12 protein-coding genes are annotated in these 14,478 nt (G+C 62.5%); 9 read left to right on the top strand and 3 right to left on the bottom strand.

The annotated features are described in order from the left end of the window. Positions 1-36: 36 nt before the first annotated feature. A complete protein-coding gene (locus tag SB659_RS01900; RefSeq protein ID WP_410549302.1) occupies positions 37-3,867 on the bottom strand; it encodes a multifunctional oxoglutarate decarboxylase/oxoglutarate dehydrogenase thiamine pyrophosphate-binding subunit/dihydrolipoyllysine-residue succinyltransferase subunit in 3,831 nt (1,276 codons plus the stop codon). A gap of 433 nt (positions 3,868-4,300) precedes the next feature. On the opposite strand from SB659_RS01900, the gene SB659_RS01905 reads away from it, so the two are divergent. From SB659_RS01905 to SB659_RS01925, 5 genes are all read left to right on the top strand, one after another. Next, on the top strand, positions 4,301-5,653 hold the full coding sequence (locus tag SB659_RS01905) for a hemolysin family protein (protein ID WP_284979709.1): 1,353 nt from the start codon (positions 4,301-4,303) through the stop codon (positions 5,651-5,653). Further along, complete coding sequence (locus SB659_RS01910; RefSeq protein ID WP_410549303.1) at positions 5,650-6,717, top strand: hemolysin family protein; 1,068 nt, start codon at positions 5,650-5,652, stop codon at positions 6,715-6,717. Before SB659_RS01905 ends, SB659_RS01910 begins: the two co-directional genes overlap by 4 nt. Before the next feature lie 97 nt (positions 6,718-6,814). Further along, positions 6,815-7,774 (top strand): metal ABC transporter solute-binding protein, Zn/Mn family, encoded by a 960-nt coding sequence (locus SB659_RS01915; RefSeq protein WP_410549304.1) that lies wholly within the window; start codon positions 6,815-6,817, stop codon positions 7,772-7,774. Between the two features lie 7 nt (positions 7,775-7,781). Then, positions 7,782-8,606, top strand: a complete 825-nt coding sequence (locus SB659_RS01920) for a metal ABC transporter ATP-binding protein (RefSeq protein ID WP_410549305.1) — start codon at positions 7,782-7,784, stop codon at positions 8,604-8,606. Further along, a complete protein-coding gene (locus tag SB659_RS01925) occupies positions 8,607-9,497 on the top strand; it encodes a metal ABC transporter permease (RefSeq protein WP_410549306.1) in 891 nt (296 codons plus the stop codon). It abuts the gene before it with no gap. On the opposite strand, the gene SB659_RS01930 is transcribed toward SB659_RS01925, so the two are convergent. After that, positions 9,494-9,961 carry a Fur family transcriptional regulator gene (locus SB659_RS01930; RefSeq protein ID WP_284975326.1) on the bottom strand — a complete coding sequence of 156 codons (468 nt, stop codon included), beginning with the start codon at positions 9,959-9,961 and terminating at the stop codon, positions 9,494-9,496. The genes SB659_RS01925 and SB659_RS01930 overlap by 4 nt on opposite strands. Before the next feature lie 122 nt (positions 9,962-10,083). On the opposite strand from SB659_RS01930, the gene SB659_RS01935 reads away from it, so the two are divergent. After that, on the top strand, positions 10,084-10,749 hold the full coding sequence (locus tag SB659_RS01935; protein ID WP_410549307.1) for an MBL fold metallo-hydrolase: 666 nt from the start codon (positions 10,084-10,086) through the stop codon (positions 10,747-10,749). Here SB659_RS01935 and SB659_RS01940 read toward each other — a convergent pair. Continuing rightward, positions 10,746-11,828 carry a PLP-dependent cysteine synthase family protein gene (locus SB659_RS01940; protein WP_410549308.1) on the bottom strand — a complete coding sequence of 361 codons (1,083 nt, stop codon included), beginning with the start codon at positions 11,826-11,828 and terminating at the stop codon, positions 10,746-10,748. The two genes, SB659_RS01935 and SB659_RS01940, sit on opposite strands and share 4 nt — an antisense overlap. An 88-nt stretch (positions 11,829-11,916) precedes the next feature. Between SB659_RS01940 and SB659_RS01945 the strand changes: the two genes are divergently transcribed. Genes SB659_RS01945 through SB659_RS01955 form a run of 3 tightly spaced genes read left to right on the top strand, consistent with a single transcriptional unit; the run spans position 11,917 to position 14,416 of the window. Next, a complete protein-coding gene (locus SB659_RS01945; protein WP_410549309.1) occupies positions 11,917-12,840 on the top strand; it encodes a sulfurtransferase in 924 nt (307 codons plus the stop codon). Next, on the top strand, positions 12,837-13,991 hold the full coding sequence (locus SB659_RS01950; RefSeq protein WP_410549310.1) for an NAD(P)-dependent alcohol dehydrogenase: 1,155 nt from the start codon (positions 12,837-12,839) through the stop codon (positions 13,989-13,991). Before SB659_RS01945 ends, SB659_RS01950 begins: the two co-directional genes overlap by 4 nt. Beyond that, on the top strand, positions 13,988-14,416 hold the full coding sequence (locus tag SB659_RS01955) for an HIT family protein (protein WP_410549311.1): 429 nt from the start codon (positions 13,988-13,990) through the stop codon (positions 14,414-14,416). The genes SB659_RS01950 and SB659_RS01955 overlap by 4 nt, the downstream gene beginning before the upstream one ends. Positions 14,417-14,478: the final 62 nt, after the last annotated feature.

A 14,478-nucleotide genomic window follows, 5' to 3' on the forward strand; every position in this document is an offset into this window, starting at 1 on the left:
CGCGCTCATCGCTCCTCCGGCCGGGCAGTCTCGTTTTTACTTGTGGTCGAATGCCTGCTTGATCAGGGCATCCTGTTCAGCGGCGTGCCGCTTCATGGACCCCGCAGCAGTGGACGCCGACGCCGGACGCGACACCAAGCGAAGCTTGCGATCGAGCTCGGGAGCCAAGTTCAAGCCCATGAACGGCCAAGGGCCCTGGTTGGCAGGCTCGTCCTGTGCCCACACGATGTCCGCGTTCGGGTACTTGGCCAGCTCGGCGTCGATCTCGGCCTTTGGCAGCGGGTACAGCTGCTCCACCCGGATGATCGCGGTGGACGTGTCGCCGGACTTCTGTCGGTTGGACAAGAGGTCGTAGTACAAGCGGCCCGATACCAGGATGACCCGCTCCACGTTCGCGGGCTGCACCTCGGGATCGGCAATGACCGGCCTGAATCCACCGTTGGTGAAATCTTCGACGGCGGATGCGGCACCCTTGAGGCGGAGCAGCTGCTTTGGCGTGAAGATGATCAACGGCTTGCGCGGGCGGCTGTAAGCCTGGCGGCGCAACAGGTGGAAATGCGAAGCCGCGGTGGTGGGGTTGGCCACGATCATGTTGTCTTCGGCGCACATCTGGAGGAAGCGTTCGATGCGTGCCGAGGAGTGGTCCGGACCCTGTCCTTCGTAGCCGTGGGGCAGCATGAGCACCAGTGAGGAACGCTGGCCCCACTTCTGTTCAGCCGAAGAGATGAACTCATCGATGATGGTCTGGGCACCGTTGACGAAGTCACCGAACTGCGCTTCCCACAGGACCAATGCATCCGGACGCTCTACCGAGTAGCCGTATTCGAAGCCCATGGCAGCGTATTCGGACAGCAGGGAGTCGTAGATCCACAGTTTGGCTTGGTCATCTGAGAGGTTGCCCAGGGGCAGCCATTCATTGCCGTTGGCGCGGTCATGGAACACGGCATGGCGCTGAACGAAGGTGCCGCGGCGAGAGTCCTGCCCGGCAAGGCGTACCGGGACGCCTTCCATGATGAGGGAGCCAAAGGCAGCAATTTCGCCGAAGCCCCAGTCGATGCCACCCTCACGGGACATCTGCTCACGCTTCTCCAGGAGCTGCTTGAGCTTGGAGTGCACGGTGAAACCTTCCGGAATCTCCAAGTGGGCTTTGCCGATGCGCGCGAGCGTCTCGGCGGAAATGGCCGTGGAAGAAGGCGAGTTGGTGCCAAAATCGGCCTGCTGGGCGATGGGGCGCTCAATATCCGAGACAGCCGCCGAGTCTCCCGTGATGATCGGAATCGGCGAGGTCTGGGCTGCGTGTGTCTCGGCAAAGACCCGCTCCAAGCGTTCCTGGTAATCGCGGAGCAGCTGCTCGGCTTCTTCTTCCGTGATGTCTCCACGGCCGATCAGTGACTCTGTGTACAGCTTGCGGACCGAACGCTTCGCTTCGATCAGGTTGTACATCAGCGGCTGGGTCATCGAGGGGTCGTCGCCCTCGTTGTGGCCACGACGACGGTAGCAAACCATGTCGATAACGACGTCCTTGTGGAAACGCTGACGGAACTCGTAGGCGAGCTGTGCAACGCGGACTACCGCCTCGGGGTCATCGCCATTCACGTGGAAGACCGGTGCCTGGATCATCTTGGCGACGTCCGTGGAGTAGGTGGATGAACGGGAGGACGACGGCGCCGTGGTGAAGCCAACCTGGTTGTTGACGATGACGTGGATGGTGCCGCCGGTGCGGTAGCCACGAAGCTGTGAGAGGTTCAGGGTCTCAGCGACAACGCCCTGACCGGCGAACGCAGCGTCTCCGTGAACCATGATGGGAAGCACCGGGAAGGACTCGCCCTGGTCCAGGCGGTCCTGCTTGGCACGGACGATGCCTTCAAGGACGGAGTCCACTGCTTCAAGGTGGGAGGGGTTCGCGGCCAGGTAGACCTTGGTCTGGTTTCCGTTGTCCGAGGTGAAGGTGCCCTCGGTGCCCAAGTGGTACTTGACGTCGCCCGAGCCCTGAACCGAACGCGGGTCCTGGGTGCCTTCGAATTCACGGAACACCTGTGCATACGTCTTGCCGGCGATGTTGGTCAGCACGTTAAGGCGGCCACGGTGTGCCATGCCGATGGCAACTTCATCCAGCCCGTCGTCCGCGGCGTCAGAGATGACGGCGTCGAGCAGCGGGATCAGGGATTCGCCGCCCTCGAGCGAGAAGCGCTTCTGGCCCACGAACTTGGTCTGCAGGAAGGTCTCGAAGGCCTCCGCTGCGTTGAGCTTGGAGACGATGCGGAGTTGCTCTTCGCGGCTTGGCTTGGAGTACGGGTGTTCGAGCTGGTCCTGGAACCACTTGCGTTCTGCAGGCTCCTGGATGTGCATGTACTCAATGCCCGTGGTCCTGCAGTAGGCATCACGCAGTACGCCGAGGATGTCACGGAACTTCAGCATCGGCTTGCCGCCGAAGCCACCGGTGGGCCATTCGCGGTCGAGGTCCCACAGGGTCAGGCCGTAGGTCAGGACGTCGAGGTCGGGGTGCTTGCGCTGGACGTACTCCAAGGGGTCGGTGTCAGCCATCAAGTGGCCGCGTACCCGGTAGGAGTGGATCAGCTGCTGGATCCGGGCTACCTTGTTGATCTCGTCAGCGGGGTCCACCTGCAGATCGGGGCTCCAGCGGACGGGCTCGTAAGGAATGCGGAGGGCTTCGAAGATCTCGTCGTAGAAGTTCTGCGCACCCAGCAACAACTGGTGGACGAGCTTGAGGAACTCGCCACTGCCTGCCCCCTGAATCACGCGGTGATCATAAGTGGAGGTCAGTGTGAGGATCTTGCTGATGGCGTTCTGGGCGATGATTTTCTCACTGGCACCCTGGAACTCTGCCGGGTAGTCAAGGGCGCCGACGCCGATGATGGCCGCCTGCCCCTTGGACAGGCGGGGCACTGAGTGAACCGTGCCGATCCCGCCGGGGTTGGTCAGGGAGACGGTAGTGCCGGCGTGGTCGTCCGCGGTCAGCTTGCCATTGCGGGCGCGCTTGATGAGGTCCTCGTAGGTGTGCCAGAACTCGGCGAAGTCCATGGTCTCGGCCTTCTTGATGTTCGGAACCATCAGGAGGCGGGTGCCATCGGGCTTCGGCATGTCAATGGCGATACCGAAGTTGACGTGAGCCGGCTGGACAGCGCTGGGCTTGCCGTCGATTTCGTCGTAATAGACATTCATCGAGGGGAACTGGGAGAGCGCGCGAATGACGGCGTAGCCGATCAGGTGCGTGAAGGAAACCTTGCCGCCGCGGGCGCGGGCGAGGTTTGAGTTGATGACCACGCGGTTATCAATGAGCAGCTTCGCCGGAATTGCCCGGACGCTTGTGGCGGTGGGAACCTCGAGGCTGGTCACCATGTTGGTGGCGATGGCTTTCGCAGGACCCCGGAGGACGGAAACAACATCTTCCTCGGGCGCGGTGGGCGCTTTGGTGTTTTTGGGAAGCTGCGCCGGGATCGGGGCCGGAGCCGGGGCGTTGGCGCTTGCGGGTTGGCGTGCTCCGTCCTTGGCGGCGGTGGCGGGTGCCTTCTTCTCCGACGCCGGCGCGGCGGCTGGTTGGCTGGGAGCAGCGGCCGGTGTGGCAGCGGCAGCCGACGGTGCTGCGGCCGGTTGGCTGGGAGCGGCCGGGGGAGCTGCAGCCGGAGTTACCACGGGAAGCACTTGGGTGGTCGGGTTGGCAGCTGCTGGAGCTGCGGAGGTTCCGTTGGAGGAAGGGCCGTCTGCGGCAGCGAAGGATTCGAAGAGCGGCCACCATTTGCTATCGACCGATTTCTTGTCCTGCTGGTACCGCTCGTACAGTTCGTCAACGAGCCACTCGTTTCCGCCAAATTCCTCGGGTAGACGGTGGCTTGGCTGCTCTGGCACTTGAAATACGCCTCTTCCATGAGTGTTATTTTCCCGCTGGCCAAAATTGCTCTTCCACAACCGTGCGCCAGGGTCCGGGTCCCGCGAACTCAGACCCATGACAGTCTAGTTACGATCTTTGGTTATCTGCCAATAGTGGTGATCTAAATCATGCGTCTATCCAAATTTGGGGCTCGTATTGGTAGCGAGCCACCGGATGCTGGCCTACTTCGTGGGTGCCGGAGCGCCCGGACTGTAGACTGAAATCCTTATGGACAGTAAATCTAGGTGCCGGCCTGGGTACTGTCGGGGGAGCCTTCGGGGCACCTCCGCGCAGCGTGCCCCCCGTGCCGGCAACACCCGTTCACATGCCCATCACAACGCGCCGCCCTTCGCCGCGGCGCAGACAATATCCCTGCCGATGACCGCCCAAGAATCCGGTGGGGTGCGCTAAGTGGAGTGGTTCCTCCTTCTGGCCGGCTTTGCCTTGATTATTGGCACCGGATTCTTTGTGGCCGTCGAATTCTCCCTGGTCGCACTTGACCAAGCGAGCGTACAGCGTGCGGTAGACAACGGTGACGAGGCTGCGGCTCCCCTGCTCAGGTGCCTTAAATCCCTCTCCACCCAGCTTTCCAGCTGCCAGCTCGGCATTACCTTGACCACCCTGTTGACCGGTTTCGTCATGGAGCCTTCCGTGGGCCAACTGCTGACGGGCCCCCTTGCGCTGCTGGGCCTCACTCCCGAGGCGGCACGTTCCATTGCCCTCGTGGTCGCCATGGCCATTGCCACACTGCTGTCCATGCTCTTGGGTGAGTTGGTCCCCAAGAACATGGCGATTGCCCTTGCGTTCCCTTTGGGCAAGCGCTTGGCGCGTCCGCAGCTCGTGTTCACTGCCGTCTTCAAGCCTGCCATCGTGGTCCTGAACGGATTCTCGAACAGGGTTTTGAACCTCTTCGGCCTGGAGGCCAAGGAAGAGATTTCGGGTGCACGGACGCCTGCGGAGCTTGCCTCACTCGTGCGGCGTTCGGCAGAAATGGGAACGCTCGACGCCGGGACGGCAACGTTCGTCGCCCGCACCCTTAACTTCTCCGGGCGTTCAGCTGCTGACGTCATGACGCCCCGCATCCGGATGGAAACGATCGACGCCGACGAGCCGGTTGCGGAGATCCTGAACGCCGCACGACGTACCGGCTATTCCCGTTTCCCGGTCATCGGCGATTCCGCGGATGACATCCGTGGCGTGGTCCACATCAAAAAGGCCGTCGCAGTTCCGGCCGAACGTCGAGGAAAGCTCGAAGCCGGGGCCATCATGACCGAGGTACTCCGGGTTCCGGAGACGATTCACCTCGATGCGCTGTTGTCTGAACTTCGCGAAGGTAACTTGCAACTCGCCGTCGTGCTTGATGAATACGGCGGAACCGCAGGTATCGCCACGTTGGAGGACTTGGTGGAGGAGATCGTCGGCGAGGTGGCAGACGAGCACGACAAGGTCCGCCCGGGTGTGCTCCAGAGCGCGTCGGGGGACTGGTATTTTCCCGGGCTTCTGCGGCCGGATGAGGTGTCCGAACAGATACCCAATCTCACCGTTCCGGACGACTCCGCTTATGAGACCGTTGGCGGTTACGTCATGAGCCGGCTGGGGCGTATCGCCAAGGTCGGGGACGTCGTGGAGGTCGACGGCGGCACACTCGCGGTCACGCGGATGGACGGCCGGCGTATCGACCGTATTTGCTTCCACCACATCGAGCAGGAAGATCCGCCGCCTTCAGAAGGCCGCGACGCCGATCCACAAGAAGGTGCGGCATGAACGACTGGGCCGGAATTTTTTGGCTGGTAGTCCTGTTGCTCGGCAACGCCTTTTTCGTGAGTGCTGAATTTGCGGTGATGTCGGCACGCCGGAGCCAGATTGAGCCGTTGGCCTTGGCTGGTTCCAAGAGGGCGCAAACCACTCTTGTGGCCATGGAAAACGTTTCCTTGATGCTGGCCTGTGCCCAGTTGGGCATCACGGTTTGTTCCCTGCTCATCCTCCAAGTGGCTGAACCTGCTATCCACCATCTGCTGGCGGCACCGTTGGAGCTTGTGGGCGTCCCTGTCGAGCTGGCCGACGTCATTGCTTTTGCGATCGCGCTGCTCTTTGTCACGTTCATGCACGTGACGTTCGGCGAGATGGTGCCCAAGAACATCTCAGTGTCCTTGGCGGACAAGGCCGCGTTGATGTTGGCGCCCCCTCTGATGTGGATCGGCCGCTTCGTTAAACCCGTCATTTGGTCGTTGAACTGGCTGGCAAACCACATCCTGCGGTTGATGAAAATCGAACCCAAGGATGAGGTTGCGTCCTCGTTCACCCTGGAAGAAGTGCAGTCCATCGTCCAGGAGTCCACGCGCCACGGCTTGGTGGATGACGACGCAGGGCTGCTTAGCGGCGCCTTGGAGTTCTCCGAACACACGGCGGCCCACATCATGGTGCCGCTGCAGGACCTGGTGGTCCTGAGGACGGCCTCGACTCCCATCGATGTGGAGAAGGCCGTCAGCCGGACCGGCTTCTCGCGTTTCCCTATGGTGGACGACGACGGCGAACTCGCCGGTTACCTGCACGTCAAGGACATCCTGTCCATCCCTGAGGAGGGCAGGAGGCACCCCATTGCCGAGGGCCGCATCCGGTCCCTGGCCAATCTTTCTCCGGAGGATGAAATCGAGCGGGCGATGTCAGTCATGCAACGCACCGGCTCCCACCTGGCCCGCGTTGTGGGCCCGGGCGGGGCAACGCAAGGAGTGCTGTTCCTCGAAGATGTCATCGAGCAACTCGTCGGAGAGATCCGGGATGCCACCCAGGCGACCGGGATCAGGCGCTACGGCGTTCCCGAGGCTTAGCCCGTCTGGCCCTAAATAGGAATCATTCCCATTTAGGGCTAGACTCGGAACGTCAGTAAACGTGTTTGATTCTCATTGTGAGTAGATCCGAGGTTCTGTGCGACGCCCAGCCGCCCACCTGTCCATCGTTGCCGCTGCCGGCCTGGCAGCCCTCATGCTCAGTTCCTGTTCGGGGAATGCCAGTGGAGCGGCCCAGTCCAGCCCGGGAATGGTGGACGTCGTGACCTCCACCAACGTCTACGGCGACATCGTCCAGGCGATCGGAGGCGACAGGGTCAACGTGAAGGCCCTCATCACCAAGACCAGCCAGGATCCGCACTCTTATGAGGCCAGCGCGCAGGATAAGCTGGCCCTCTCCAAGGCTGGCCTCGTGGTGGAGAACGGCGGCGGATACGACGACTTCGTCCAGAAGATTGCGGACGAGACCAAGATCAGTTCCGATCACGTGGTCAAGGCCGTCGACGTCTCCGGCCTGGAGACGACGACGCCGTCCGCGGCCGCATCTGCAGACGATGGCCACGGGCACACCAACGGATTCAATGAGCACGTTTGGTACAACATCGGTTCCATGAGCAAGCTCGCCGATGCCGTAGCTGCCAAGCTGGGGAAGCTTGACCCAGCATCGGCATCGGCATTTACAGCCAACTCGGCTGCGTTCAAAGCCAAACTGGCAGGACTCTCGGGAAAACTCTCGGTCCTGGAAAAGCGCTACAACCACGCGCCCGTGGCGATCACCGAACCGGTTCCGCTGTATCTCTTGGAAGCCGCAGGTTTGGAGAACAAAACCCCCGCAGCATTCAGTGCCGCGGTGGAAGAGGGCACGGACGTCCCAGCCTCCGTGATGAAGGAAACCACTGGCCTCATGGCGAACAAAGGTGTCCGGTTGTTGGCTTACAACGACCAGACCGAGGGCCCGCAAACCCAAGCGGTCAAGCAGGCTGCGGAGGCTGCCGGGATACCTGTTGTGAACTTTTCCGAAACGCTTCCCGACGGCAAGGGCTATGTTCAGTGGATGACTGAGAACGTGGAATCCCTGACGGCCGCACTTGGAAAGTAGCCCTGCCATGACCGGACAACTTTCGACGCCGGCCGTGAGCCTGCGCGGAGCCTGCCTGCAGTTCGGAAAGAGGACCTTGTGGCGGGACCTTGACCTTGACATCAACCCCGGCGAGTTCCTGGCAGTTCTCGGCCCTAATGGGAGCGGCAAGACGAGCTTCCTGAAAGTCCTGCTGGGCCTTCAGGAACTCCATGCGGGCACGGTTTCACTGGCTGGCCATCCGGTGGAGCGGGGAAGCAGGAGCATCGGCTACATCCCGCAGCAGAAATCCTTCGCCCCGGACACTCCCTTGCGGGCCAGGGACTTGGTGGGCCTCGGCCTCGACGGGCACCGTTGGGGCCTGCGGGTGGCAGCCGGAAAGACCAATCGCCGCATCGATGAACTGCTTGAGCTCGTGGGAGCGAGCGACTACGCCAAGGTGCCGGTAGGGCAGCTCTCAGGTGGGGAGCAGCAAAGGCTGAGGGTGGCCCAGGCACTGGCGTCCGAGCCGCAAGTGCTGCTCTGTGACGAACCGCTCCTGTCTTTGGACTTGCACCACCAACAAGCCGTCAGTTCCTTGATCAACAGGGAATGTCACGAACGCAACAGTGCAGTAGTTTTCGTGACGCACGAGATCAACCCGATCATGGATTATGTGGACAGGGTCCTCTATTTGGCAGGCGGCCGGTTCAGGGTGGGGCCGCCCCATGAAGTCATGACCACCGAGGTTTTGTCCGATCTCTACGGCAGCCACGTGGAGGTCATCCACGCAAACGGAAGGATCGTCGTCGTCGGGCTTCCGGACGCCACCACGCACTTCCATGACGACGCGCACGCGGCGGAAGGGCTCTAGATGGATTTCAACAGCATCCTGCACACGGTGTTCAACTTCGAGGACTACGGGGAGCTGCTGGGCCTGGTCCAGAACTCCCTATGGGCCGGAGCGGTCCTGGGGCTTCTTGGGGGCCTGATGGGGACCTTCGTGATGAAACGCGACCTGGCTTTCGCCGTCCACGGCATTTCGGAACTTTCCTTCGCCGGTGCCGCCTTCGCCCTGTTGATCGGTGCTGACATCATCCTGGGTTCCCTGATCGGCTCCGTGGCCGCAGCAGTCCTCCTCGGATTCATGGGCGTGCGCGCGAGGGACAAAAACTCGATCATCGGCGTCATCATGCCCTTTGGGCTGGGCTTGGGCATCCTGTTCCTGGCCTTGTACGAGGGGCGGGCAGCTAACAAATTCGGCCTGCTGACCGGGCAGATCGTGTCCGTTGACACCGTTCAACTGCAAGCGCTCGTGGTCACCGCCCTGATCGTGATGATCGCGCTCACGGCCATTTGGCGGCCGTTGAACTTTGCCAGCGTGGACCCGGAGATGGCGGAGGCCCGGGGTGTCCCTGTGCGGGCCCTCGCCATCGGATTCATGGTCCTGCTGGGGATCAGCGTTGCGTTGTCCATCCAGATTGTGGGAGCCCTGCTGGTGTTGGCCTTGCTGATCACCCCTGCCGCAGCGGCACTGAGGGTGACCACCTCACCGAAACTGGTGGTACTGCTCAGCGTGGTCTTCGCCACGACGGCGACCGTGGGCGGCATCTTGCTGGCACTGGGCAGCAGGATACCCATCAGTCCTTACGTGACAACGTTGTCTTTCCTTACCTACGTGGTGTGCCGAGTGATCGGGAAGGCGCGGGCGAACCGGGGACTTAACGGCCGGGTTTCCCGGGACTTGCCCACAGCAGCGGCCTAAAGTTCCCCAGCCGCCTTTTTCGCCGAGCACTCCGGGCAGAGCCCAAAGATCTCAACCGTGTGCGCAACTTCAGTGAAGCCATGTTCGGCCGCCGTCCGGGCCGCCCACGTTTCGACGGCGGGCGCTTCTACTTCCACGGCCTTCCCACAGTTGCGACAGAGCAGGTGATGGTGGTGGCCGGTGACCGCGCAGCGCCGGTATACGGCTTCGCCTTCGCTGTTCCTGAGAACGTCGATGAGACCGTCGTCGGCCAATGATTGAAGGATGCGGTAGGACGTAGCCAGCGACACCGAAATGCCTTTGTTCTGCAGCAACCTGTAGAGCTCCTGGGTGCTGACGAAGTCATCCAGCTCGTCCAATGCGGCGCTGACGGCCAGGCGTTGCTTGGTGACGCGCTGCTCCTTGGCAGCTGCGGCCACCGGCACTGTGGGCCCGCCCGTGGCGGAATGGGTGCCGTGTGGCATTGGAGGACTCACTTCCCGAAAACCGGCAAACGCCGAACTGGCAAACGCCGAATACTGTGAACCCCGATTTTACCAGCAGGAGCGGTCTGGAAACTGTCAGGAAGCGTCCCTAGGCTGTGCACATGAAGCTCACCAAATACACCCACGCCTGTGTCCGCCTGGAGAAGGAAGGACATGTCCTGGTCATTGACCCAGGGACATTTTCCGAGTCGAAGGAGGCCCTGGCAGGGGCACACGCGGTACTGGTTACGCACGAGCACAACGACCATATAGACCGCCCCGCAGTGATTGCCGCCTTGCGCGAGAACACAACGCTGGAGGTCCATGCTCCCGCTGGCGTAGCGGCTTCATTGCGCGAAGACGCTGGTTCGGATGAGGCTGTCGCTGCCCGTGTCCACACCGCAGAGCCCGGTACGGAGTTTGATGCCGGCGGCTTCAACGTGCGCACCTACGGGGGCCAGCATGCCCTGATCCATGCCCAGATTCCTGTGGTGGCCAACGTTGGATACCTCGTGGACAGCAACGTGTTCCACCCCGGCGATTCTTTCGTGGTGCCCGATGGAATCCAGGTCAAGACGCTGCTGGTACCCATTCACGCGCCATGGTCCAAAGTGTCCGAGGTAGTGGACTTTGTGGTCTCCGTCAGGGCACCTCGAGCCTTCCCCGTCCATGATGGGCTGCTCAACGAGTTGGGTAGGGGAGCCGTCGAGGCACACGTGGCGCGCATCGGCTCCCGCTATGGCACGAGCTACGAGTCGATTGCTCCCGGCGGAAGCGTGGACGTCTAAACAGGCCACACACCGGTGTCGTGGAACTGGTCCAGGACTGCCTCGTAGGGCACGGGGTCCAGTCCATGCGCGGCGAGCCAACCGGCGTCGTTATAGCTTCCTGCGTAACGGACGCCGGCGTCGCAAATGAGCGAAACGATGCTGCCCCTCCGCCCCTCGGCCACCATTTGGGCCACCAGTTGCCAGACGCCCCAGAGGTTGGTGCCGGTGGAGGGGCCGGCGTGGATGCCGGTGAATTTCCGCAGGTGGCGCATTGCAGCTATCGACGCCGCGTCCGGTACCTGGATCATGTGGTCGATGACCGCCGGCACGAAGCTTGGTTCGGACCGCGGCCGTCCGATGCCTTCAATACGCGACGGTAAGCCGCTGACTGCGGCAGCATTGCCGTCACGCCATGCCGGATAGAAGGCTGAGTTTTCCGGATCCACAACAGCGAGCCTGGTGCTATGGCGGTTGTACCGCAGGTACCGGCCAATGGTCGCGCTGGTACCGCCGGTGCCGGCGCCCACGACGATCCACTCCGGGACAGGGTGTTCTTCCATGGCGAGTTGTTCGAAGATTGATTCGGCGATGTTGTTGTTCCCGCGCCAGTCCGTGGCGCGTTCGGCGTAGGTGAACTGGTCCATGTAGTGCCCGCCAGCCGTCCGGGCTGTTTCCTCAGCAACTGCGTACACCTCTGAGGCGTGGTCCACGAACAAGCAGGAACCGCCGAAGTCCTCGATCAGCGCGATCTTCTCCGGGCTGGTGGTCTTGGTCATGACGGCGATATACGGCAGACCAAGGAGCCGGGCAAAGTATGCCTCGGAGACCGCGGTACTTCCGCTGGAGGCCTCCACGATGGTGGTCCCTTCCGTGATCCAGCCGTTGACGATGCCGTACAGGAACAACGAACGCGCCAAGCGATGCTTGAGGCTACCGGAGCGGTGCGTCGACTCGTCCTTCAGGTACAGTTGCACGCCCCAATGCTCGGGCAACGGGACGGCGTAGAGGTGTGTGTCCGCAGAGCGGTTGTTTTCAGCTTCGATCTTGCCGATCGCCTTGTTGGCCCACGCTCTGTCCTGAATACACGATTTGCTCACCGGATAAGCCTAGGCTGGAAATCGGCGGCCCGAACACAGTTTCCTGACCGGGGACGCTGACTATTAACCGCCGAAGTGGAGGAGACCCATGACCACCCTGATGGACGCCGCTGAAGTCCACCGCCGCCTCGCAGCAGGGGAGCGGACCGTACTCTTGGACGTCCGCTGGGTCTTGGGCCGCGCCGACGGCCATGACGAATACCTCGCAGGCCACCTTCCAGGGGCCGTTTACGTTGACCTGCCCACCGAGCTGGCCGATCCCGCGCAGCCTGGCCTCGGACGGCACCCCTTGCCGTCGCAGGAACGCTTCCAAGCGTCCGCGCGCCGCTGGGGCATCAACGCCGGCGACACCGTGGTGGCGTACGACAACAGCGGCAGCATGGCTGCTGCCCGTGCTTGGTGGATGTTGCGGAATGCGGGTATGGAGTCGGTCTACCTGCTCGACGGCGGCCTTCCCGCCTGGCGCGCGGCGGGCTTCCGTGTTGAAACCGGTGACCGGGACGTGGTCCCAGGGAGCGTCAATCTCGCGGGCGCCGGAATGCCGGTCATCACCGAGGAAGAGGCATCGCGGTGGCACAGCAAGGGCGTGCTGCTCGATGCCCGTGCCGGTGAGCGCTACCGGGGCGAAGTGGAACCTATAGATCCCAAGGCCGGCCACATCCCCGGGGCAGTAAGCGCGCCCACCACCCTCAATCTCGACGCGGACGGCCGGTTCCTCCCTGCACCGGCGTTGCGGACGGCCTTCGCGGATTTGGGGATCGATGGTTCCTGCGACGTTGCCGTCTATTGCGGTTCCGGAGTAACGGCCGCCCACCAGATTGCCGCCCTTGAAATCGCCGGATTCCAAGCAGCGCTCTTTCCGGGGTCCTTCTCGCAGTGGTCCCAGCATGCTGCGAACCCTGTGGTTGTTGGAAGCTGGCCCTTTGGCGCACCCGGCGTAGTGGACGAGGTTCCGCTGAGCAGCGGTTCAACTGGCACTGGTGCATCAACCGGGAGTAGCGTCGAAGCATGACCCCCGGACGCCCTGTACCCCCGCCCCTTGCCAAACCCATCACTGTTGACACCAGCGAGTCCGCCCCCGGCACACAAGCGCTCGCTGCGGCCTACGGAGGAACGTCTCCAGATAGTGGACTCGTTCCGCTGACGGTGGCCCGGCGCGCCCCGAAAGAAGACGACGTCGAGATCGCCATCGAATTCTGCGGACTTTGCCACTCCGACGTGCACGCGGTCCGCGCCGAATGGCGTATGCCTACGTACCCCCTTGTTCCGGGGCACGAGATTGTCGGACGTGTGACGCGTGTCGGTGCCGCCGTCGAGGACTTCGCTCCCGGAGACCGCGTGGGCGTCGGTTGCATGGTGGACTCCTGCCGTGAATGTGAGAGCTGCCTGGACGGACTGGAACAGTATTGTGAACGCGGCAACACCGGTACGTACGGTGCTGCCGACCCCCGGAACGGAGGCGCCGTCACCCAAGGCGGCTATTCGACGTCGGTAGTAGTGGACCGTCGCTTTGTGCTTCGCATCCCCGAAGCGCTCGACCCCGCTGCCGCAGCGCCACTGCTGTGCGCCGGAATTACCACCTTTTCGCCGTTGCGGTATTTCGAAGTGGAAGAGGGTGACTCGGTAGGCGTTGTTGGGCTCGGCGGGTTGGGCCACATGGCCGTTAAGATCGCCAAGGCCATGGGCGCAGAGGTCACTGTCTTCACCACCTCGGAGTCAAAAATCGAGGCTGCCCGTGAGCTGGGAGCTGATCGGGTGGTCCTGTCCAAGGATGCCGACGCCATGGCTGCAGCGAACCGCAGCATCGACGTCATCATCGACACTGTGGCCGCGCCCCACGACCTCAATCCCTACTTCCTCACGCTTCGCTTGGACGGCGCGCTCTTCCAGCTCGGGCTGCCCGCCGGGGACATGCCCCCAGTAAGCCCGGGCCTGCTCATCAGGCGCAGGCTCGCCTATGCAGGTTCCCTCATAGGTGGCATCGCCGAAACCCAGGAGATGTTGGATTTCTGTGCCGATCATGGGGTGGCCAGCGAGACTGAAATCGTTGCTGCCGACCAGTTGAACGAGGCGTATGACCGGATGGTTGCCGGCGACGTCAAGTACCGTTTCGTGCTCGACGCCTCAACCCTGCACCAACCATCGGAGAAGGCGGACGTATGAGCACGCTGTTCACCAAGATCATCAATGGGGAGATCCCTGGCCGCTTTGTTTGGAAGGATAACGACGTAGTGGCCTTCCTGACCATCGCCCCGCTCACCCAAGGCCACACGCTGGTGGTGCCCCGGGAAGAAGTCGACTCCTGGACGCATGCGAGCCCGGAGCTTCTGGGGAAGGTCATGGATGTGGCCCAGAGCATTGGAAAAGTCCAGGAAGAGTTGTTTTCCGCAAAGCGTGTAGGCGTCCTGATGGAGGGCTTCGAGGTGGACCACCTGCACGTGCATGTGTGGCCGGCCTATTCCACAGCGGACTTCGAGGTGCATAACGCGGACCACAATCCGGACCCGGCGGTCATGGACGCCACGGCCGTCAAGCTGCGGGCTGCCCTGCGTGCGGCAGGCCACCACGAGGCTGTCCCGGCAGACTGAGCCGTGCATGTGAAATATCCCGGCTGAGATATCCCGGCGGTGCTGATCCAGCACCGCCGGGA

This window comes from Arthrobacter sp. SIMBA_036 (genome assembly GCF_046535135.1).
Classification (GTDB): domain Bacteria; phylum Actinomycetota; class Actinomycetes; order Actinomycetales; family Micrococcaceae; genus Arthrobacter.